General features: G+C 55.1%; 19 protein-coding genes. 5 read left to right on the forward strand and 14 right to left on the reverse strand.

What is annotated here, in order from left to right; translation table 11 throughout:
- Position 1: 1 nt before the first annotated feature.
- Complete coding sequence (locus CHB79_RS05590; protein WP_089359140.1) at positions 2-1,654, forward strand: cyclic peptide export ABC transporter; 1,653 nt, start codon at positions 2-4, stop codon at positions 1,652-1,654.
- A 10-nt stretch (positions 1,655-1,664) separates the two neighbouring features.
- Here the strand turns inward: CHB79_RS05590 and fhuF are convergent, their stop codons facing one another.
- Positions 1,665-2,354: a siderophore-iron reductase FhuF gene (fhuF, locus tag CHB79_RS05595; protein WP_089359141.1), complete on the reverse strand. Its 690-nt coding sequence runs from the start codon at positions 2,352-2,354 to the stop codon at positions 1,665-1,667.
- Between the two features lie 198 nt (positions 2,355-2,552).
- On the opposite strand from fhuF, the gene CHB79_RS05600 reads away from it, so the two are divergent.
- A complete protein-coding gene (locus CHB79_RS05600) occupies positions 2,553-4,349 on the forward strand; it encodes an ABC transporter ATP-binding protein/permease (RefSeq protein ID WP_089359142.1) in 1,797 nt (598 codons plus the stop codon).
- 96 nt (positions 4,350-4,445) lie between these two features.
- Here CHB79_RS05600 and CHB79_RS05605 read toward each other — a convergent pair whose 3' ends face one another.
- The 4 genes from CHB79_RS05605 to CHB79_RS05620 all read right to left on the reverse strand — a co-directional run bounded on the left by CHB79_RS05605 (position 4,446) and on the right by CHB79_RS05620 (position 8,060).
- Positions 4,446-5,213 carry an SDR family oxidoreductase gene (locus tag CHB79_RS05605; protein ID WP_089359143.1) on the reverse strand — a complete coding sequence of 256 codons (768 nt, stop codon included), beginning with the start codon at positions 5,211-5,213 and terminating at the stop codon, positions 4,446-4,448.
- 35 nt (positions 5,214-5,248) lie between these two features.
- Positions 5,249-6,517: a TRAP transporter large permease gene (locus CHB79_RS05610; protein ID WP_089359144.1), complete on the reverse strand. Its 1,269-nt coding sequence runs from the start codon at positions 6,515-6,517 to the stop codon at positions 5,249-5,251.
- Positions 6,518-6,520: 3 nt separating this feature from the next.
- Positions 6,521-7,012, reverse strand: coding sequence for a TRAP transporter small permease (locus CHB79_RS05615; RefSeq protein WP_089359145.1), 492 nt, complete (start codon positions 7,010-7,012; stop codon positions 6,521-6,523).
- Positions 7,013-7,076: 64 nt separating this feature from the next.
- Positions 7,077-8,060 (reverse strand): TRAP transporter substrate-binding protein, encoded by a 984-nt coding sequence (locus tag CHB79_RS05620; RefSeq protein ID WP_010678642.1) that lies wholly within the window; start codon positions 8,058-8,060, stop codon positions 7,077-7,079.
- A gap of 201 nt (positions 8,061-8,261) precedes the next feature.
- Between CHB79_RS05620 and CHB79_RS05625 the strand changes: the two genes are divergently transcribed.
- From CHB79_RS05625 to kce, 3 genes are read left to right on the forward strand one after another with little or no spacing between them, the layout of a single operon-like run.
- Positions 8,262-8,993 (forward strand): GntR family transcriptional regulator, encoded by a 732-nt coding sequence (locus CHB79_RS05625; RefSeq protein WP_010678643.1) that lies wholly within the window; start codon positions 8,262-8,264, stop codon positions 8,991-8,993.
- Positions 8,990-9,907, forward strand: coding sequence for a 3-hydroxyacyl-CoA dehydrogenase NAD-binding domain-containing protein (locus CHB79_RS05630; protein WP_245851345.1), 918 nt, complete (start codon positions 8,990-8,992; stop codon positions 9,905-9,907). Before CHB79_RS05625 ends, CHB79_RS05630 begins: the two co-directional genes overlap by 4 nt.
- 20 nt (positions 9,908-9,927) lie before the next feature.
- A complete protein-coding gene (gene kce, locus CHB79_RS05635; RefSeq protein WP_089359147.1) occupies positions 9,928-10,860 on the forward strand; it encodes a 3,5-dioxohexanoate:acetyl-CoA acetone transferase in 933 nt (310 codons plus the stop codon).
- A gap of 70 nt (positions 10,861-10,930) precedes the next feature.
- Here the strand turns inward: kce and CHB79_RS05640 are convergent, their stop codons facing one another.
- The 9 genes from CHB79_RS05640 to CHB79_RS05680 all read right to left on the reverse strand — a co-directional run bounded on the left by CHB79_RS05640 (position 10,931) and on the right by CHB79_RS05680 (position 22,356).
- Positions 10,931-11,947: a fimbrial protein gene (locus tag CHB79_RS05640; RefSeq protein ID WP_089359148.1), complete on the reverse strand. Its 1,017-nt coding sequence runs from the start codon at positions 11,945-11,947 to the stop codon at positions 10,931-10,933.
- A gap of 223 nt (positions 11,948-12,170) precedes the next feature.
- Entirely contained in the window at positions 12,171-12,911 is a 741-nt protein-coding gene (locus CHB79_RS05645) for a fimbrial protein (RefSeq protein WP_176443127.1), read from the reverse strand.
- A 388-nt stretch (positions 12,912-13,299) separates the two neighbouring features.
- Positions 13,300-14,337 carry a fimbrial protein gene (locus tag CHB79_RS05650; RefSeq protein WP_176443128.1) on the reverse strand — a complete coding sequence of 346 codons (1,038 nt, stop codon included), beginning with the start codon at positions 14,335-14,337 and terminating at the stop codon, positions 13,300-13,302.
- A gap of 150 nt (positions 14,338-14,487) precedes the next feature.
- A complete protein-coding gene (locus tag CHB79_RS05655) occupies positions 14,488-16,956 on the reverse strand; it encodes a fimbria/pilus outer membrane usher protein (RefSeq protein ID WP_089359151.1) in 2,469 nt (822 codons plus the stop codon).
- Positions 16,957-17,178: 222 nt separating this feature from the next.
- Positions 17,179-17,919: a fimbrial biogenesis chaperone gene (locus CHB79_RS05660; RefSeq protein ID WP_089359152.1), complete on the reverse strand. Its 741-nt coding sequence runs from the start codon at positions 17,917-17,919 to the stop codon at positions 17,179-17,181.
- A gap of 56 nt (positions 17,920-17,975) precedes the next feature.
- On the reverse strand, positions 17,976-18,518 hold the full coding sequence (locus CHB79_RS05665) for a fimbrial protein (protein WP_010678651.1): 543 nt from the start codon (positions 18,516-18,518) through the stop codon (positions 17,976-17,978).
- A gap of 324 nt (positions 18,519-18,842) precedes the next feature.
- Positions 18,843-20,396, reverse strand: coding sequence for a BCCT family transporter (locus CHB79_RS05670; RefSeq protein WP_089359153.1), 1,554 nt, complete (start codon positions 20,394-20,396; stop codon positions 18,843-18,845).
- 239 nt (positions 20,397-20,635) lie between these two features.
- On the reverse strand, positions 20,636-21,028 hold the full coding sequence (locus CHB79_RS05675; RefSeq protein ID WP_089359154.1) for an ethanolamine utilization protein EutQ: 393 nt from the start codon (positions 21,026-21,028) through the stop codon (positions 20,636-20,638).
- On the reverse strand, positions 21,025-22,356 hold the full coding sequence (locus CHB79_RS05680) for an NAD(P)/FAD-dependent oxidoreductase (RefSeq protein WP_089359155.1): 1,332 nt from the start codon (positions 22,354-22,356) through the stop codon (positions 21,025-21,027). The genes CHB79_RS05675 and CHB79_RS05680 overlap by 4 nt, the downstream gene beginning before the upstream one ends.

Genomic DNA, 22,356 nt, shown 5'->3' on the forward strand with positions numbered 1-22,356 from the left:
AATGAACTTGTTATTACTCATGGCCAAGCGTTCATGGCGCGTGCTATTGATTGCAACCCTGACGGGATTGATCTGCGGGCTGGCGGCGGCGGGTCTGATCGCAAATATCAACCACAGCCTGGAAGTGTTTGATCAGTTACACCCTGCCGATGGCCTCTACTTTGCCGGGCTGGTATTGCTGGTCGCCATCTCGCGGGTAATTGCTGACGTCAGCCTGCTACGCCTGGGGCAAGGCGCCGTCCACGACATGCGCCTGCACCTGAGCACCAAATTGATCGAAACACCTTTCGCGCAATTGCAACGCCTGGGCAAGCACCGGCTTCTGGCCATGCTGACGGATGACACCCAGACCATCAGCCAGGCGGTCGAACTGGTGCCGATATTGCTGGTCAACGTTGGGATCATCGCCGCATGCCTTGGCTATCTGGGCTGGCTCAGCCTGCCGTTGCTCGGTTTGACCTTGCTGCTGATTGTCCTGGGCAGCCTCAGCTTCAATTGGCCGCAACGCCGCGCACTGACCTCGATTGCGCGGGCGCGCGAACTCAAGGATCAATTGTTCGACCAATACCGTCTGCTCACCGATGGCAGCAAGGAACTGCAACTCAACCACCCGCGTCGGCAGCACTTCTTCACTCGCCTGCTTATCCCGGTGAGCCAGCAGTACCGTCGGGACTTTGTCCGAGGCATGAGCATCTATACCCTGGTGCTCAATTGGGGCAATGCCGTGTTCTATCTGTTGATCGGCATAGTGTTGTTCGCCGCACCGCACTTTATCGACCTTGGCGTCAGCCTCGTCACCGGCTATATCCTGACCATTCTCTACATGATCACCCCGCTTTCGGAGCTGATGAACGCATTGCCAACCCTGGGCCGGGCCAGCGTCGCGCTGAACAAGATCCGCTCGCTGGAGGGCGAGATGCAAGCCAACGACGAGGCAGTGGAATCAATCCCGGCGACCCAGGTTCGTAGCTTGGTGTGTCAGCAAGTGACCCATACCTACTACCGCGAGCGCGAGGATGGTCATTTCACCCTCGGCCCCATCGACCTCAGTCTCAATGCTGGCGAGACGGTGTTTATCACCGGCGGCAACGGCAGTGGCAAGACCACCCTGGCCTTGTTGTTGACCGGGCTTTACCGCCCCGAAAGCGGCGATATCGTGCTTGACGAACAAGTGTCCTCAAGTCACGACAATCACCAGTACCGGCAGCATTTCTCGGCGATTTTTACCGACTTTTGCCTGTTCGAAAACCTGCTCAATGGTGATGATCCGCAACTGGTGCAGCAGGCACAGGACTATCTGGTACATCTGCAACTGGATCATAAAGTGCGAATCGACAACGGCCAGTTGACGACCTTGGCGCTATCCAGCGGTCAACGCAAGCGCCTGGCCCTGCTCAGTGCCTATCTGGAGGACCGTCCCTGCTACCTGTTCGATGAATGGGCCGCCGACCAGGACCCGGTGTTCAAACACTTTTTCTACACCCGAATCCTGCCCGACCTGCGTCAGCGCGACAAACTGGTGATTGTCATTTCCCATGACGATGCCTACTTCAATCTGGCCGACCGACTGCTTCGTATCGAGCACGGAGCACTCAGCGAAATAACAGCCCAAGCCAACGCAAAAGCGCCCCCGCTGACTGAGGCCTGTTCATAGAGGCAAGGGTTTAATCGTCTTGATAGATGGATTGCAGGTAACTCACCTGCTCTTCCAGGGGCAGACGATGCAGTTTGGGGCACGACTCACAAAGCACAGGCGTCTGACCCTCGACGGGCGCATGCAATTGGTAATGCAGGCAGCAATGTCGGCGCAGCGGCAAACAGGGACAAACCTGCGGCGCGGGGGACTCAACCATGCGTTGCAGGCCCCGTAATTTCAGGCGGCCATCGTTCACTGTTGCCTGCTCCAGCCAGCGGTGCGCCTTGGCGAATCCGTCTCGGGACAAATCGGCATCCATTCGTGCGAAGGCCCCGTCCCAGATGGCAACCATATTGCCCCAGAGAATTTTCGGCGCCAGCCCCCCGGCACCAGCAAGGGTGGTGAAAAGCGGTGCCAGGTGTTCATGGGTCAGCCGTGACCAATAGTCCGTACGTTCTTCGGTGGCTAAATATGAGGGTTGGCTGGGCAATCCCAGAGCCAGAGGTTGCCCATTATCGTGCAACAACACAGCCCCCTCGCCCCAGAAATCGATCGCACAGTCACGGGTGAGGACACAGGCCAGAGTGGCGGGCAGGACAATGCTCATATAGTTCATCGACCACTGTGAAACCACCGCTGCGCGGTTGATCCCTGGATAAAGCAAGGCGAATTGGGCCAGCAAGGGCAGCAGCGTCTCGGACTCGGCAACCCGGCTCAATGCAATGGACGACTGAATACCAGAGTCATGCCGGATTACCCTTTGTATCGGCGGCCAGGCCTGATTTAGCCATTCTGGAAATTCGATATGGGGCTCCCGTGACTTTCACTATTGAATGCAAACGATTAGCATTGGCGAATCCTATCCTTCCGCCCGTGCAAACTCAACGTCGTCAGCAACCGGATTCCCCAAGCCCCTATGCATACACTCCGCAGTTTCTGGCGCATTTCTCGGCCTTTCTGGGTCTCTGAACAAAAGTACCCGGCCCTGCTGTTGCTTTTGGCCACTGTACTAATGAACCTGTGTCTGGTGGGGGTCAATATCCTCAACAATTTCTGGAACCTGCACTTCTATAACGCATTGCAGGCCAAGGATTATCCTGGTTTTCTCCTGGGTGGCGTGCAGTTCATCCTGCTGCAAATTGGCTTGGCAAGCTTTACCGTTGCGGCGTTTCACTTCCAGCAAAAATTAACCTTGCGCTGGCGTCGCTGGGCCACCAACAACATGCTTGAGCAATGGCTGGGCAAGCAGCGTTATCAAAAGCTTAAACTGACCGAAACCGACGTCGACAACCCCGATCAGCGGATTGCCGAAGACATTGACCTGTTCATCATCAAGTCGCTCAAGCTGAGCCTGGGGTTAATGACATCCGTGGTGTCGCTGTTTTCCTTCCTGCACATCCTCTGGCAAGCCTCTAGCCTGGTCAACGTGCCGTTCGCCGGTGAGTCCGTGGTCATTCCGGGTTTGCTGGTATGGGTCGCATTGATTTATGCCCTGCTGGGCACGGGTTTCGCGTTCTGGCTAGGGCGTGCATTACCCCGGCTGAACTTCATTCAACAGCGCCGTGAAGCCGACTTTCGCTTCTCCCTGATGCGCCTGCGGGAGAACGCCGACTCGGTCGCCCAGTATCAAGGCGAAACGCTGGAGAACGCCCGCTTCAACCAACGCCTGGAGGCTGCGCTGCAGAACTTCTGGGAATTGGTGAAAAAGCAAAAGCTGATCATGGGTTACTCAACCTTCTACTTGCGCAGCGCCACGGTTATTCCCATGTTTATCATGGCACCGCAATTCTTTGCTGGCGCATTCCCCCTCGGCCGCCTGACTCAGATAAGTTCCGCCTTTGGTGAAGTGCACGCAGCCATTGCCTACCTGGTGGAGGTGTTCCCGGAATTGACCGAGTGGAAATCGGTGATCGACCGATTGATCGGTTTCCAGAAACGTCTTGACAAGGTCGATGTGAACTCAGGGGTCGTGCACAAGCATCAGCTCAAAGCTCTGCAGGTCAAGGATTTAGCCATCTGGCTGCCAAGTGGTCGGCGCTTGCTCAACGGCTTCAATCTTTCACTCGAACCCGGCGACAGCCTATTGATCAGCGCACCGTCAGGCTATGGTAAATCAACGCTGGTTCGGGCGATTACAGGGCTGTGGCCCCATGCTTCGGGTTCGACTTATTACGACCGGGAGCATGCGCTCACACTCTCGCAAAAACCCTACCTGCCATTGGGCAACCTGCGCGAGGCGCTCTGGTATCCAAACCCACCTCAGCGCGAAGAAGATGCCACGCTCATCCAGACCATGCAGCAAATCGGCCTGCAACACCTGATCGAGCAACTGGATCAGGTGCATGACTGGGCGCAAACCCTGAGCATCGGCGAACAGCAGCGCTGCGCCTTCGTGCGAGCGTTGATGGCCCGCCCATCCGTGTTATTTCTTGACGAAAGCAGTTCGGCACTGGATGCCGCGAACGAGGAAGGTTGTTATCAGTTGCTCAAGCAGGCACTGCCCGAAACCATCTTGATCAGCATCGGCCATAATGCTTCGCTGGAGCGTTTCCACCGGCAAGTTTTGGAATTGCTGAGCGAGAACCGCTGGGAGTATCGAGCCGCGAACTGCGGTGCCCCGATGCGATCAAAAGCTAACCCAGATGAGAACAAGCGACAGCATGGCATGACAGCCGGGCAAACACTGAGCCACACAAAGTTAGAGTTTGATTAATGTCGTAATCTTGGCATTGGCTCGAGGTGCTGCAACCCGCCTCGAGCGTAACGGACTATACCCTGGCCACCTGGCCTGCGTTTAACAACCTTCTGATCAACCAAGCATTCCCGTATCTCCGCACACTGAAATGGCTTGTCCTGACAGGGTTTTGCTGCGCGGGCTGGCCAGGAAGACAACCTGGTCGGCGATCTGTTGCGGAGTGACATAGTCATGGATCGACGTAAATGAAAACGCCTCACGCTCTGTCTCTTCGAAACTAGCGCCTTTTGCCTCGGCGCGAGCTTCCAGCACCCTGCGCTGGCGATCACCTGAAACGATACCAGGCAGAACCGCATTGACCCGGATCTTGTCTGGTCCCAGTTCAATCGCCATGGACTTGGTCAAGCCGATCACGCCCCATTTGGCCGCGGCATAAGGGCTGCGCAGCTTGAAGCCCAGGCGTCCGGCCAGCGAAGAAATATTAACGATCGATGGATTCCGGCTCTGTCGCAGGTGCGGCACGGCACGACCGATAGTGACGAACTGGCTGGTCAGACAGATCGCCAGGCATTGCTCAACCTGGCCAACTTCAAGCGCTTCGATTCGTCCTGTAGGACCAGCAATGCCAGCGTTGTTGACCAGGCAATCAAGCCCGCCAAGGTGCTTAACGGCAGCCTCTATGAATTGCGTCAAGGCACGGCTATCCGCGACATCCACCTTCTGTCTGAAGACATCGTCGGGCAACGTGGCAAGGGCTGAGTCATCAATATCACAGGTGGCGACCTGTGCGCCCTCCTCGCGAAAAGCATCGACAATCGCGCGCCCTATACCGCCAGCGCCCGCCGTGACAATGATGCGGGCATCTGTAAGAGAAAGCTCCATTTAAAGCACTCCTTTATTATTAGATTGAGGCTGTTCTACCTGCCGAGTATCGACAGCGAAAGCCAGGGAACGAAGCTGATAATCATCAGAACCGCGAGCATAAGCGCGACAAATGGCAGGATTGCCCGTGTCAGATTCGCGATTGAAGTACGTGATATCTGTGAGGCAATAAACAGGTTGAGCCCAACCGGTGGCGTGAACATGCCCATGGCCAGGTTCACCACCATGATGATGCCGAAGTGCACTGGATTAATTCCGAAATTAAGGGCAATCGGCAGAAGAATAGGCGTGAAGATCAGGATCGCAGCAGCTGCTTCGAGGAACATTCCAACAAACAACAGCAGCACATTGACCAGGATAATGAACTGCCATGGACTCTCGATGACGCCGACGACTAGCTCTGAAATGGCCGCTGGAATCTGCAAGGAAAGGATAATTCGTCCATAGAGACCTGCCGTGGCAATGATGCTCAGCACAACTGCCGAAGTAATGGCGGACCTGCGCAAGATATTCGGGATATCACGCAGCGGTAGCTCACGGTAGATAACGGCCCCGACTATGAATGAATAGACCACGGCAATAACGGCTGCTTCTGTTGGCGTGACTATGCCGCCATAGATGCCACCCAAGATCAGCGCAGGCATCAGCAAAGCGAGGATAGCCTTGCGCCCTGCCCTGAATATTTCACCGATACTTGAAGGCTCGCCACGGGTTGCCGGATGTTGCAGTGCTCGGCAGTAGGCAAAGATCATCAGCGACCCAACAACGACAAACCCAGGCAAGAACCCTGCGGTGAACATGGCGCCAACGGATTGGTTTGCGGCAATGGCATAGAGAATCAGCGGAATACTCGGCGGAATAATCACGCCCAGGGCACCTGAAGCGGCCTGATTGGCTGCGGCATATGAAGCGCTGTAGCCTTGGCTGATCATCGCCGGAATCAAGATTGCCCCGACTGCTGCAGTGGTTGCTGCGCCAGAGCCTGAAATGGCTGCGAAAAACGCCGATGTGACAATTGCAACCATGGCCAGGCCGCCATTCATGCTGCCAACCAGCGTGCGCGAGAACTCAACCAGCCGGTGCGAGATGCCACCACGCTGCATCAAGTCGCCGGCGAGAATAAAAAATGGGATAGCCAGCAACGGAAATGAATTGACTGAACGGATCATCTCTTGTGGGACGATCAGCATCGGCATGATATCGCCCATCCAGATTGCGATAATCGCCGCCAGCCCAAGCGCGAAAGTCACGGGCGCACCGATGGCCAGCAATAATAGTAGTGATCCAAATAAAAGCGCGGCCATGACCTAGTCCTTTTTCGCGGTAAAGGTGTCAGCGATGATCGCGAAGGCGTTGATAAATATCATCGCCGCACCCGCCGGAACAGCGGCGTAGAGCCAGCCCATCGACACTCTGAGGCTAGGCGAGGTCTGCCCCACTACCCGTTCCGTGATGTGAAGTCCCTCTGTCAGCAATACCCACGCAAAGACGCAGGACACCAGCGCAACCAGCAGGCGCAGTTCCCGGGCAAAACGACCATTCGCAAACCCCGACAGCAACTCGACAGCAATCAGCGAACCATGTCGATAGGCATATGCCGCACCCAGCATGGTCATCCAGACCATCGAGAAACGTGCCACTTCCTCGGAGAATGTGAGCGAGTGCCCCATCACGTATCGAGCGAAGACCTGCCAACTGATCAGTACAGTCATTACCAGCAGCAGTGCTGCCAGAAACCAACCGCACAACCAATTGATGCGATCCACTCCCTGCACTAGCTTGCGCATGACGACTTGCATGAGAATCTCCTGAAATATTCAAAGTGGCGGGCCAGGTAGAAGACCCGCTTAAAAGAGCGTGCAATCAAGGCTTGAAGTTGATTGCGGCATCCACCAATTCGGGGCCGACTTTCTCTTTCCACTTGCTGATCACAGGTTGTACGCGCTCGCGAAACGCGTCGAGATCCGGGCGTGTGACAACCATCCCCAGCTCTCCAAGCTTGACGATAAGTTCTTTCTCCATGCGTTGGGATGCTTCGCGTTGCACCGTCAAAGCCGTTTTTGCAGCCTGGAGAACGATCGCCTGGTCTGACTCGGACAGGGAGTTGAACAGCTTCGCCCCCATCATGAAGGGGGCTGGCGAGTACACATGCTGAGTCAGGTTCAGGTATTTCTGCACCTCGTAGAACTTGACGTCATAGATGGTCGCGATCGGATTTTCCTGGCTATCGATCACCCCTTGCTGCAGCGCGGTAAAGACTTCGGTCCAGGCCATTGGGGAAGCATCAGCGCCCAGCGCTGTCCAGGTATCAACCTGTACCCGGCTTTCCTGGGTACGGTGGCGGATGCCTTTGAGGTCATCAGGGGTGTGCAGGGGCCGCACATTGTTGGTGTTATGCCGGTATCCGTTTTCCATCCAGCAAAGAATCTTCACACCCACTTGATCCTCCAGCTTTTTCGCCAGTTGGTCACCGTATTTGCTGTCAAGAAAGCCGTAGGCCTGTTCAGGGGTACGGAAGATATACGGCAGATCGAACAGCATGAATTCATCGACAAAACCGCCCATGGGGCCAGTCGAGCTGATGCCCATATCGATCAGGCCAAAGCCAATGCCCTCCACTACCTCACGCTCGCCACCAAGTGCGTTGTCATAGTGCGGGCGGATTGTCAGACGTCCGTTAGATAGCCTTGAAAGCTCTTCACCGAATTTCAGTACACCCACGGCGTGATGCGATTCCTTGCCCAGCGGCAGACTCACATCAAACACCCGGGTTTCTTCAGCTGTGGCAGTGCTGGCCATGAAGCAGGTGGCAGCCGTGGCTGCGATGGCAAAAATAAAGTTTTTCATTTTCTTATTCTTCCTCTGAAAACCCATTTCTCGACTGCTGATTGGCAATCAATGGTTAAGCGATCGTCACAAACCGTGATCACAGTTACTATATGTACGCGACTTTGAAGCGTCAACACGTTTGGCAGAACCCATATTGATTGACTAATATTCGATTCGTGCTGCATTCTAAAAAATATTCGATAAAAGCGAGATCACACTTTGGATCAGTCAACTCCACCTCTGGCGAAAGATGGCCCACATGACAGTTGGGCACGACTGGGACCGCTGGCCCTTCAGGAAGGCGCAACAGCGCAGTCACTGGTCTACGCAACGCTTCGTCACGCACTGATCAGCGGATACTTCCATCCTGGCGAGGAGATCAGCCTGCGCAAGGCAGCGGCAGTCCTGGAGACCAGCGTCACACCGGTGCGCGAGGCATTGCGACGGCTTGAGGGAGATGGCGGCCTGGAGACCTTTGGCGGTAATCGAGTTCTGCGGGTCCCTATCCTGACCGACGCAGAATTGACTGAGATTCGCGATATTCGCGTCAACCTCGAAGGTTTTGCTGCAGCCCAGGCGATCAATCGGATCGGGTCAGCCCAGATGCGCGTTATCAATAACGCCTTCAACCTGATGACACGCGCCACTGAAACCCGCGATGTCGATATGTACCTTGAAAACAACTGGCGTTTTCATTCGCTGATCTATCGCGCTGCCGATCGGCCAATACTGATGAACCAAATCGAAAGCCTGTGGCTGCGGGTTGGGCCGCTCATTCGCATTGCCTTGACCGAGCCACTGCATTTCGAGCACTCGATGGCCAGCCACAGTGCAGCACTGCAAGCCCTGCGGGTTGGTGATGCAGACGCCCTGCAGCTGGCCATTGCCAGCGACATTTCTGGTGCGGCAAGTGATCTGTGCCAAGCACTGCGCAAATGGGAGGCCAAGTGAGCCAAGAGCAGACAACTCGGTGCATCGCCATTATCGGAGGCGGGCTTATCGGTCGCGCTTGGGCTTTGGTTTTTGCCCGCGCAGGGTGCGACGTCAGGCTGTGGGACCCGGATCAGGATGTTCGTGCACGGGTAATGGATGAACTCTCGGAAACATGTCGCCGCAGTGGCGACGATCCTGCTGCCCTCGCCCATGTAACTGTCTTGAGCAGCATGGCCGAGGCCGTAGACAAGGTGGAATGGGTGCAGGAAAACGGCCCGGAAAACCTTGAGATAAAGCGTGAAATTTACGCCGAGCTTGATCGTCTCACTGCACCGCAGGCTATTCTCGCCTCCTCTAGCTCAGCCTTGGTTGCTTCAAGCTTCGCCCAAGGCTTAGCTGGCCGTGCACGCATCCTAGTGGCGCACCCGGTAAATCCTCCCCATGTCATTCCAGTCGTCGAGCTATGCCCTGGCCCCGACACGGCACCAGAGGTAATGAACCGTGCTGAAGCACTGATGCATGCCGTGGCCCAGGTGCCAGTCCGGCTAAGCCGAGAGATCGACGGTTTCGTTCTTAACCGGCTGCAAGCCGTCGTCCTTGCCGAAGCATTGAGCCTAATCGAGCAAGGCGTGGTTACCCCACTGGGGCTGGATGACACTATCCGTCATGGCCTGGGCCGGCGCTGGGTATTTCTGGGCCCGATGGCAACCATCAACCTGAACGCACCTGGCGGAGTGAAAGATTATCTCAAGCGCTACGGCCCAACCATGGCGCGCCTAAGCGACAACGCAGCCCGTGGAGAAGCCTTTAGCGAACGAGCTGCACAAATAGTTGCAGCCCAGATGCCTGCGCCATCCGAGGTCCCGGAGCTAAGTCTGCGGCGAGATGCGCTGCTGGCTCAACTGAGCCGATTTCTTCATTCCAACAACTAGCATCAGGAGAACAAGTCATCATGTCCAGCAAACGCAAAGTTATCATTACCTGTGCCGTCACCGGTGCAATCCATACGCCATCGATGTCTGAGTACTTGCCCGTTACTGCCAATGAAATTGCAGAAGCGGCAATTGGCGCTGCTGAGGCGGGGGCTGCCATTGTTCATCTGCATGCGCGCAATCCAGAAGATGGTCGGCCCGACCAGACTGCCGAGGCCTTCCAGCCATTCCTGGAAGTGATCAAGCAGCGTTCGGATTGCGTGGTCAACATCACCACCGGTGGTGCCCCGACCATGAGTATCCAGGAACGGGTTCGCCCCGCCGCCAAATGGCAGCCCGAGGTTGCCTCTCTGAATATGGGTTCGATGAACTTTGGCCTGTTTCCAATGCTTAAACGCTTCGAAGGACAACTGAAGCACGAATGGGAACGCAACTACATTGGCGACAAAGGCATTCTGTTCCACAACACCTTCGAGGATATTGAATACCTGCTCACAACCCTGGGCGCCAACGGCACGCGATTCGAGTTTGAGTGCTATGACACTGCCCACCTCTATAACCTCAAGCACTTCGTCGATGCTGGCCTGGTTAGCGGTCCGCTTTTTATCCAGACAGCCTTTGGCTTGATGGGAGGCATAGGCGCGCATCCAGATGATGTGATGCATATGAAGCGTACGGCCGACCGCCTGTTTGGCGACACCTATGAGTGGTCGGTTCTAGGGGCGGGTCGCAATCAATTGCCAATCGCAGCAATGTCGGTTGCCATGGGCGGCCACGTACGTGTTGGACTTGAGGATTCGCTATGGGCTGGGCCTGGTCGCCTGGCAACTAGCAGTGCAGAACAGGTACTGGCTGCAAGGCAGGTTATCGAAGGCTTGGGGCTGACAATAGCCACCCCCGATGAAGCACGCGAAATGCTGCAACTCAAGGGGCCTGGCAAGGTAGCCTTTTAAGCCCTCTCGGAAACAACCCCAGCACAATCATCCGCCAGGCCCTGTCAGCACCTGGCGGATGATTAGGGCATTAATGATAGGTAATGGTAAAAATCAGGGCTGTATTGGCAGTGCCAGTGGTCACCTTAGAGGCTGTTTGGTAATACCGGGCCGCGAACGGAATCGAATAATCGGCCACGCGGCCACTGTCGTACTCAGCCAACTGCGTTTTGGTCGCCAGGGCGAAAGGATTGCTGTTGCCATCGAGCAGTTGTATGCCAATTCCTGTAGCCGATGATGAGCTGTCGAGCGCTACGACCGACTGGCCGACTTCTGGAAGAATCGCTGTGAGTGGATCGAGCTGATAGAAAATGCCGTCGGCACCTGGCGGGCAACTTGTCAGCTCGATATTGAAGGCTTTCGCCGGCGTCGTAGAGCCTGGGCCGGAAAAGCTGCTAACCAGTTGCGCACCGAGGTCCACCGCCACATCCGAGGTTTTGCATGTCTGTACACTGATTGTCACACTGGCAACCCGTACAGTCATGACAACCAGGCCGTCCAGGGAGAACGTTGCAACGGCGCTGATATTGATCCTGGTGGTTTGCAGTGGGCCAAGGGCAATGAGCTCGGCGCCAATCCGTCCGTCAATCCAGCTCCAGTTGCCTGTTTTCGACTCTGCGGCCCCTCCTCCCCAATAACGCCGACCATAGGCAGCGGAGTCATCGAAGAATCGTATCCCAACTGAAGGATTGTCTGTCGCGTAAGTGTAAGGCTCGCTGGAGAGCAGCGTACCCGCAACTGTCCGGCTGGCGGTGCCGGGGCTGGTGCAATTGGCATAGTTGGCCGAAAGCGATTTAGGCCGTTCTGAATAGGCGCCAATTGGAGTGCCAAAAGCCGTATTCGTTGAAGCAATAACCCCAGAGTTAGGCACCAGGTACTTGTTTTCAACCGAAAAGCCGTTGATAAACTTGCACTGAGCTTGGGCTGTGCCGAGCACTAAGGGCAGGAACAAAGCGACAATTAGGACGGCCAGGTACTTTAGGCGAATGTGCTTGAGTGTATACGGGGCATGGCAATCCCCTTGACCGGCCATATGTCGCGATGTCATTGCATCACCCTTTTGGCCTGATTGTCCTATGTTTTTTTCCAGCCTTGCGCAAGGTTTCAGCCTGCCGCCCGAACAACAACCTAAGCGTCAAGCGCTTATCATCCCCAGTAGCCTGTCCAGGCATTTGCACACTCCATTGCATCAAGTTACTGAATCAGTCTATCCCAGTGTAGTCGCAGCCATCCATCCTTGGTTGACTCTGGCCTGCATGGCTAACTGTTACTCAGTTGTAACTGATGGTCACAACGGCTTGGGATTGCACGCTGCCAGACCTCACTGGTGCGCCTGTCTGTACGTACTCGGCGGTAAACGGCAAGCTGATGACGCTCGTATCCGCTTGCGGGTTGAGCAAAGGAAACAGGCTACCTCCTTGGTCGAACACCTCGTTTGGCGCCAAGTACACAGGGCTGTCCTGATGCAACAGGCGCACCCCGACATTACTGGCGGTCGATCCGGAGACTAACTTCAGTGTATCGCTGGTGTTGCTAAGATCAGCCATGTCGCTGATATTGAAACGCGCGTCGACATAGGAACCACATTCAAAATCCAAGGTAAAGGGTGTCGAGCCCGCAGTGCTGCCAACGCCACCCTTGAAGTCCGAGCGCGCAACTTCTGGCAATTGCACCTGGACGTCGGGAGTCACCAAACTGCAGGTTTCAGTAATCACCTCGGCGTTGACCGTAAGATTTAATATGCTGCCGGCTGCGGTGCGGTTCGACCATTCGGAGCCATTGCAACTCAGATACATCTGGATATTCAGACTTCCTGATGACAGGGCATTGGAAGTCTTGACCATACGAAAATGCAAAGGAATCGTCTGGTCCCCCGTTTGTATGGGAACCCCAGTGTCATGTCGGTTGGTTGAGTCCAAAGGCAATGACTGCCCACTGCCGTCGAGGAACTGGTAGCCAATACCACTTGGCATGCCTGCATAGGTATAGACACCAGGAATGGTGGTTTCCATTGGTGTTGCGCCTCCCACCGGGTTTACAGTCCACCCAGAGTTTCCTGCACAATAGGCTTGATTGTCGTCCCAGGCACTGGTGCAATTGATAGTCACCACAGTCATGGCATCCGAACCGGGAACAACAGACCCTATCGGTAGGTTCTCTGCGGCTGCGCTATCAAGCACACCATTCCAGGGCAATTGAGCCGAGCTACAATTGTTCGTGGTACCTGCCATGGCCGGTTTGACTGGTATCAGGATAAGAGACACCACCAAGCATATGGTTAGAAATAGTAAGTTACGGCTCATCGCTTTTCTCAATTGTAAATAGTAAAACACTTAAAGCAGATAACATCAGATACTTAGTCAGAGCCAGCAACCGATGTTCAGTTGTTGTCGGCATACTCTAAGGTAAAGTAACAGTCACAATTGCCTGCGCTGTATAACTCCCACTTTCCACAGCAGCCCCCGGTAGCTTGCTAGGATAGGGTTTGAGCAAAAACGATGTGGTGTCGGAAACAACAGGCACTTCGATAGCATTTTCAGCGCCCAAACCTACAGGGTTGTCGTCACCATCGTGCAATCCAATTCCTAGACCTCGCAAGTCGGTCAACAAGAGATTCCCCTCTGAACCCGAGGCGCTCTGGAACATGTAGCTGACCTTTCCGGAACTACCGATATTTACGCAATCCAAGCTCAGGTCAATGGACTTGGGCGTAAAGCCATATTTTGGCAGGCCGCCTTCGGTCAGCGCCGCCTTGTCGATGTCGCCCAAGTCAATGGTGAAGGTATCGCCTGCTCTGAATTGGCAAGAAGCAAGCACCTTGAGCCTAATATCAGCATTAACATGCGCGTAGGGATAGTTCATATCGACTGCAGCGCTACTGTCATTGATCTGCCAATACATAGTGGCCAGGCGCCCTGAATAGATGATTTCGCCTACGAAGGGTTTAGTAATCCTGAAGGCTACTTGACCTCGGCTACCAGTGCTGGCGTTGACAATGCCATTCTCAGGTGAACAAGGTGAACTCGCAGTATTGGGCACTTTGCTGAAGGGAACGAGAACATTATTAGAGCCCAAGACAAAAATACGGAGTCTGGCGTCTATATTATCGTTGAGTTTTAACCAGCCATCCGATGTCACTGTCAGGCCAGTTGTGCTAGTGAAGTAGGAGGTGTAACTCCCAGACTCTGGACAATTGCAGTTGCCTACACCACCTTGCCCGGTGTTGAACGTTGTATCAACCCTCTCCCCTATTGATGCTTGCTCAGTAAAATCAAGCGCAATCACGTTATTGTGCTCTATCACCGGCGCGCCTTCGCACTGCCAGGCAGGTGGCTCTGCATGGGCGCTAAATGACCATCCCAAGGCGACTACTAAAGCAAGAATCCGGCCTGTCTCTGTGTGAGTTAAAGATCGTATGGCACAGTTATAAGTTTTCATCAGAAGACCCATCCGTTCCATAGCTGGCACACCGTAAGACGCACAACCCATGGTTAAACATATATTGATAACTGCTTCGAATTAAAAATCGATAAACCCAAAAATAACATTCGTGTTCCACACATAATTGCGTGGAACACGCTGGCCCCATCAACCATGGGCACAACTTGCTTCCACTTGCACATAGGGATTGTCGCCCTGCTCATCGGCTGGGACTTGATAGTTCAACTGGCAGGATTCCTGTGAGGACTGGCCCCACACCACTTTCAAACCCTGGTGCTCGCCACGCAGGAAGATCAAACCACCCTGCCCGACCATGGCGACAGCCTGGTTGTCGGCATCAACCACGCTCGCACCAAATGGCACCTCGGGGTTCTGTACCCGTAGCAGTAGCGGCTTGCCGCTAATGGTTGCATAGTCGAGCCGCACCACGGCGCCACGGCGCGGCACCGCATTCTGCGAAGTGGTTTGCAACTCGACATCCACCGGCAAGCCGCGCGGGCTGATGCCAACCGGGTTATGACGGTAAGGCGTCAGGCCTGCCTTTAGCGCTTCGCCATTGCCATCAAGACGGTTACCCTGGCCGCTGGTTATTTCTGCGCCTGGAGCACCTTCGGCAACCAGCAATGCCATGGTTTCACCACGTTCCGGGCTGAACACTACGCCGCCAGAATGGACGACCACAGTACCGGTGGCCGAACCTGAATATTGCTTGTAGTCATCACCATGGCTGTAGCTGGCACCGAGCTGGGTTGCGGAGGTGCGATAGTTGAGGTTGCCACCGTAGGTGTTGTCGCTCTCGTTGTTGGTTTCCGAGCGACTGGCGTACACGCCGTAGTTCATTTCGCCGTACTCGCCAGCCGAGCCTGAAAGGTTGCTACGTATCGAGTTGTTATTGTCATCGTCCAGTGTTGCCGTGGTGGTCAACATCGGCCGACGCGCCCCTGAGCCCAGCGGAATACTGGCGCTGAGCATGTAGGTGTCATTGTTCTCGCCGTCCTGCATCTCGCGGCTGGCGGTCAGGTTCATATAGCCCCAACTGAAGCCTTTGCCATAGCCGAGCTGGAAGGTGGTGCTGTTGGACTGATCGCCCCAATAGTTGCGGGTCAGGCCGGTGAAGTTGAAGTCGCCGTAATCACCCAGCGGTTGGCTGATATTGACCTGAAAGCGGTTGCGTTCACGCAATGACGCCGAGTCAGCGTTCTCGCGCAGGCGGGCGAAGTCGCCGAAACTGAGGAACTCCTCGCTTGAGAACCGATAAGCCGCCAGGGAAAAATTGGTACGGGTAGCGTCCAGCAGCTTGCTGTAACTGATCCGGTAGCTTTGACCATTGAGGTCGCCGCCTATGGCATCTTCGCCCGAGCCAATGGTGGGCAAGCCTTTGGCTCGGGTGAAGGTTGCATCGAATGCCACCGCACCAATGGGGGTAGCGAAAGCCGCACCGGCCAGGGCCGAGCTGTAGTCTTCAGCAAGGATACCGCCGCCGTATGCGGTCAGCTTGTTGCTTATACCGCGACGATAAGTGGCCTGGGTGAACCAGGGCTCATCTTCAAGGTTGTCATCGCGATAATTGCCCGAAGCGATGTTAAAGCGCGAAGAACCCGGACGCAGCATTTGCACCACTGCAGCAAAGGGGACGATAAAGCTTTTTTCACGCCCGTCTGCCTCGGTGACGGTAACCTCAAGGTCACCGGCATAACCGGTGGCGTAGAGATCGTCGATTACGAAAGCACCAGGTGCCACGCTGGTCTCATAAACCACATTGCCATTCTGGCTGATGGTGACCTTGGCGTTGGTTTCGGCAGTACCGCGGACAATAGGCGCGAAACCACGCTCGCTCTCCGGCAGCATGCTGTCGTCGCTGGCCAGTTGGATACCGGTGAACGGGATGCTGTCGAAGTCACTGCCCGGAGTGAAGTATTCACCGAGGGTGAGTTGCGACTGCAACATGTCGATATCGGTTTGCGCATAGCTGTTTTGCGAGCTGTACTCGCTCGGGCCATCGTCGCTGTCGCGATAATTGCCGTTATGGCGCAGGCGCCAGCCACTTACATTCAACCCAGCATTGATGTTTACGCTGTAGTCGGTGGTGGTATCCGCGCCATCGCGCTCGTTGCGAAATACGTTGCCGTGATAACCGAGGATGGCGGCGGTGATGCCTTCATCCCACTCGGTCGGATCGACGTAGCCGCGCTTGACGCGCCCGGCATAAGCCTGGGGGATGCTCAAGGTTCCGCTGAGTTCGGCCACGTCCATACTGAAGCTGGCGCCCGGTATGAGTGCCTGTACCTCAACGCAATCGCTGGCCAGAACTCGCGCAACCTGCTCCTGGTCGGGCAACTGTTCAAGCCTGGCGCCCCAACGTTTGGCGTCTGCGGTAGAGAAACAGAAGTGTTGATTACCTTCAACGTCAGTTACTCGTACGTCCTGACGTATACGTTCCTTGCCGTTGAGGGTGATATTCAAGGTGTAGGTGCCAGGCACGACAATGCCCGCCTTGGCAAAACGCGAAAGGTCGATATCCTGCCCCATTCCACGCAAGAAACCGCTATCGAAAACAGGACTGGTGGCGACCTCGACAGGGTCGACAGCAGCCAGTGTATTTGCGGCTGAAGACATGCCGATAATTGTGCATATTAACCGTGCCAAAGGAGTGAGCCGTAGCTTTCCATAAGCAACAGTCTGCCCACCCGTTGCATGACTGCAGCGGAAAATCTTCATTTTGATGACCTAGAATCTTCCAGAAAGACTTTTATGCGAGGCGAACAAACCCACCTACTGGAAACCAGGCAAGTTCACTTAGTGACGCCAGCGATAGCTAGGTAAAGCAGCAATCCTTGGCTAGCGTTTCAGTTCATAGCTCTGCTCTCGGCTAGCACCGAAATCATCAAGCCAGTTCACCTGGACTTGCCCGCTCGAAACTGGGCCATTGAGCCCTTTCAAAGGAAAATCTTGCGTCGCACGCGGTGCAACCATGCCACCGCTGTCGAGGCTGTACTTCTTGCCGCCCGCCTTCAGTTCTATATGGGCAAAACTGACATGAAAGGCGGAGTCATTGCGTGCTTGCAATGCATAACCGGTACTGGCGTGAACCAGTGTCCAGCTCAGTTTTTCAACTGCATCTTGCAACTTGCCCTGAAGCCCTTCGGGACGGTAGAACAGCTTGAGTCGTGTACGAAATGCCAACTGCATGACGTTGCGATCATCTGTACCCTCGGCCCTGGGCGGTACCTCCAGCACATTGAGCCAGAACACCGACTCTTGATCCTTTGGCAGTTGACCACCTACATGTACCACACGCAGCGTCTGCCCTTTGTTGGCTTCAACCCGTACCAAGGGTGGCAACACGACAAAAGGTAACTGCTCGGCACCTGGCTGTACCGAAGGATCGCCTGCATCAAGCCATGCCTGCACCAATGCGGGTTTATTGGCTGTGTTAGTCAAGCGAACGTTGATCTCACGTTCACCTGCCGGATAGATAAAGCGCGTCCCTGCGATCTGAACCCCTGCCTGCACCATCAGTGGAGCAACCAATAGCCCCGCAAGCAAACAGGATGTCATTTTTCTCAGAGCGCTACGCATACCAACCTCCTCCTGAATACCCCGGCCGCAGATCACTTCCACGGCCGGGCAACGAGTTACTGATAATCGAGGCTATAGACCAGTTGAGTCTCTACCTGACCAGCTGTCGCAGCATCGGTGGCGACGTACTGCACACCGTACTCAAGGTTCGCGGTACCAGTACCACCATCGTCGGTAAAACCTACGAAGTTGTTGTTATCATTGGTACGCAGATCGATACCGGTGCCAGAAGCATCAGTCACCTGTACCTGTACATTCTCAGCAGGAGTTGCAGCTGCGGTGTTGATCAAATAACCTGTGGCCTGGTCGACGTTCAGGGCCTCGAAGTAGGCACGTACGCTGCCAGTAGCGGGGCAACCGGTCAGCGACATGCTCACTGAAGTCGCGCCAGCGGTATCGCCTGGATTGGCCAGGGTAGTTTTGGATACGGATGGCAGAACGACAGTGGCGTCGCCAGTAGCACCGTTAACAGCGATATCACAAGAAGAGTCAACCACTTGGCCAGTAATGGTGATAGTGCCATCAGCAGCATAGGCGCCCGAGGCGCTCAGCAAACCGACACTGGCAAGACCCAGAAATGCAGCGGAAAGCGTTTTCATGTAAAACTCCAATAGAATCTGTTCAATAAACTCCGGAACCATCCTCGGTTTGGAGTGGCGCAAATGTTACTTTGCCACTACTCAGCTGGATGTAGTGTGCTTCTTCGGGGTCTGTAGGAAAATTCCGAGATACTGAGAAATGCAAGGCTGCATCTCATTCTCAGATGAAATATTTATGCGCTTATCCTATAAGCTGGGGTGTTTGATAATTCTTTCAGCCAAGATCAATGCATGGCCCAGTGCAATAGCGCTGATGCAAAAAAACCGCTAGCGACTGCTCGCTAACGGTTTTGAAAGTTATTGCTGATCAGCCAAGGGATGGACTCAGCTTGGCCTCTCGGTAACGAGGGATTTGATAAAGCCGACCATCATCAGCAGCATAATGGCCATGAACGGCAGGCCCATCGCGACAGCCCCAGCCTGTATCCCCTTGAGTGCAGTGTCGCCACCAATCACGAATAAAGTGACTGTGACCAACGCCACCATAAACAGCCACAGGATTCGCTGACCCGCATGGGTATCAGGCTCACCACCAGCGGCCAGGTTATCAACCACCAGGGCGCCGGAATCCATCGATGTGACCATGAATATAACCAGCAGCACGACCACCAGCATGGAGGTAATAGTCGACATCGGCAGCACTTCCAGGAACTGGAACAATGCCATATTTATATCGGCCAGCCCTGCTGCGAGTGCGCCCTCTCCTGCTGCGACCTGATTGATGGCACCAAGGCCAAAAGCGGCAAACCAGAAAACAGTCGCTATGGTTGGAAATACCATTGCCACGCAGACCAATTGCCGCAGCGTACGACCGCGAGAAACCCTTGCCACAAACACACCGACAATTGGTCCCCAGGTGCACCACCACGCCCAATAGAAAACCGTCCAGCCTTGAAACCAATCCGGGTCTGGACGATTGATCCAGTTGGCCAGCGGGCCAAAGTACTCGACATAATCCACTGCTGCGGTCAGCACTGATGAAAGAAAGGTTCCCACGCCAACGGCAATAGCCACCAATACGAACAGCGCCAACGCCAGCAGCATATTGACGTTGCTCAACAGTTTCACCCCGGCATGCATGCCGCGCCATAATGAAAGAGCTGCAAGGCCGGTTACCGTGAAAATAAACAACAACTGAAAGCTGAAGGAGTTGGCAATACCCAGCACATGGGTGATGCCGGCGGTTGCCTGCATGGCACCCAGGCCCAGCGAAGTAGCCAGGCCAAACACGGTCAGCACGACTGTGAATACATCGACGATTTGCCCAGGCAAGCCTTTGTAGGCATCGCCTATTAGCGGCTTCAAGCCTGAGCTCAGTGAGAAAGGCATGCCTTTGTTAAACGCGAAATAGCCAATTACCAGGGCACTTGTCAGGTAAATCGCCCAGGGGTGCAGCCCCCAATGAAAGATGGTTGCCCCCATTGCTGCATGAGCCGCCTCTGGTGTGTTCTTAACCACGTTGAGTGGTGTTTTCCACCATTCGGTGTATTGCGCAACCGGCTCGGCAACGCCCCAGTAGAGCAAGCCGACACCCATGCCGGCGGCAAACATCATGGAGAACCATGACAGCGTGCTGAACTCAGGCTTTGCATTCTCACCGCCCAGGCGGATTCTACCGTAAGGCGACAGGGCAATACCGGCACAAAACAACACGGCCAGATTGCCCATGATCATGATGAACCAATCACAATTCTTGAGAATCCAGCCCTTGATCGCCTCAAGGGCCTGGCCAAAGGCAACAGGCTCATACAACGCGGCCAATACCAGTGCCAGCACGATAAAAAATGATGCAGGGAAGATCACGCGATGGAAGTTCAACCCCATGATGCGCATATTGAATGCGGGCGCATGAGCACCCTCTGCAGCTATCTCTTTCATTACAAGGCCTCGCTATTATTTTTGTATTCAAAGCAATTCCGGGGCGTGTTTCGTCAATGCGAAATCACCACAAGGCAAGGTTCCGGACTTGTGCTGGAGAGCGATATTCAGTCAGGTCCAACCGCTGTACAAACCATTTTATTGAGTTGATTTATGACTTTTTATCACTGATATTTTTTCCATGGCCAAGGTTTTCCATCCTGTTGAGCAGTTGGAAAACCGGCGGCTCTTGGCCTTGATCAAACAAGCCCATGACGTTGCTTCCAGTCACCTGGGTGCACTACATAGCCGAACAATGCATGGCCGCCATAGACCAGCTCGGTGCCCTCGGGAATCCACAACAACTGCCCGGGTGTTACGCGATAGAGCTGGTCATTGGCCTGCAACTCAAAGCAACCTTCTATGACAAAAACCACTTCGTCATAGAGCAGCGTCCAGGCCACTTGCGCACCTTCCCACCGGGCAAATCCAATGCCTATATTGGGCGAGACTTCGTTGCTGACAGCCCGGGCCACAAAGGCTTGTCCATCGCCCTGACCGGCGCTGCGCAAGGTGAAGTCGAGATCCATGTGGTCAACCTGCAACACCGGGCCTGTGCCTGAAACCTTTACGCTCGAAGTTGGGCTGTTCATATTTCACTCCGGCTGTTGAATGCAGCTAAACGAATGCGTGAACGCACTCCCAACCCCAGAAAAGGTTCTGGCGGATTGAGCGATGGCATGCCGGTAACCGCTTGAATATCACGCAACTGGCTTGAGTCTGCGCCTATGGCTAGATCGGCCAGCAAAGTGCCGGAAATCGTGCCCCATGCCGCGCCGACACCGTTGTCGCAAGCGGAGGCAAAAACACCGTCCTGCAACTCACCAAAGAAGTTGGTGAAGTTGCGAGAAATGGCATACACCCCGCCCCAGGTATGGGTAAACGGCACTGCGGCCAGTTGCGGGAAGCGCGCCACAAATGCCTTGCGATGATCTCGCGCAATTTGCTGGCGCATTGCATCACTGGTGCTACGGCCGTACTTGGGAACGTGCTTGTAGGTGTTGCGGATAATCAAGCGGCGATCCTGAGTCATGCGAACAGTGGTCCCGGCATGATCAGCCGGAGTCAGGCCCCAATCCAGCTGACCGCCATACTCGGCGAGCTCAGCATCAGTGAGTTGCCGCGTCCAGCTGGCAAACGTCATCACTGGTAGCAGGCGATTACGCAGGTAACCGAATTCCTGAGTAAATATGCTGGTGCCCAACAGCAGCTTTGGCGTAGTGATACGGCCTTGTGAGCCATGCAGAACCCAGCCGCCATTGGCATCCGACTCAAGCCGCTGGATGGGCGATTCTTCAAGCAACTCGACATTGGCCGGCAAGCTACGAGCCAAGCCATTGACCAGAGCGGCGGGCTGCATCAGGTAGCAGCCCGGGGTGAAAATGGCCTGGCTGTAATGTTGACTGCCGATGACCTTGGCTAATGCCCCGCGATCAACCCACTCAAAAGGCTCGCCGAGGTCTTTCATCAGTTTTGCAAAGTGCTCAAGGTAGGCTTGCCCGCGAGGACCTACCGCCCCCTGGTATTTACCGGCGTGCGACCATTGGCAATCAATGCCATGCTGGTCGACCAGGCCTTGCAATTGACTGATTGCTGCACGGTTAAGCCCTAGCAGGCGTTGCTTATGGGCGGGGTCCGGATGCTCAAGGGCAAACTTGTGCGGCAGGTCAATCACAAACCCCGAGTTACGCCCCGAAGCGCCGTACCCAACGCGCTGTGCATCGATCAAAAGGATGCGCGCCTCAGGCAGTTGCTCGGCCAGGCGCCTGGCGGCAGCCAGGCCGGCAAAGCCTGCGCCGATGACGGCGTAGTCTGCACGCTGCTGGCCCTGCAGGCGCTTGGCGGCTGGCAGATCATGCAATGCGCTGTACCAGCCGCAACTTGAGTCGTCCAAGGGTAAATTTGCGTTCTTATTCGTCAT

This window comes from Pseudomonas segetis (assembly GCF_900188155.1).
GTDB lineage: Bacteria > Pseudomonadota > Gammaproteobacteria > Pseudomonadales > Pseudomonadaceae > Aquipseudomonas > Aquipseudomonas segetis.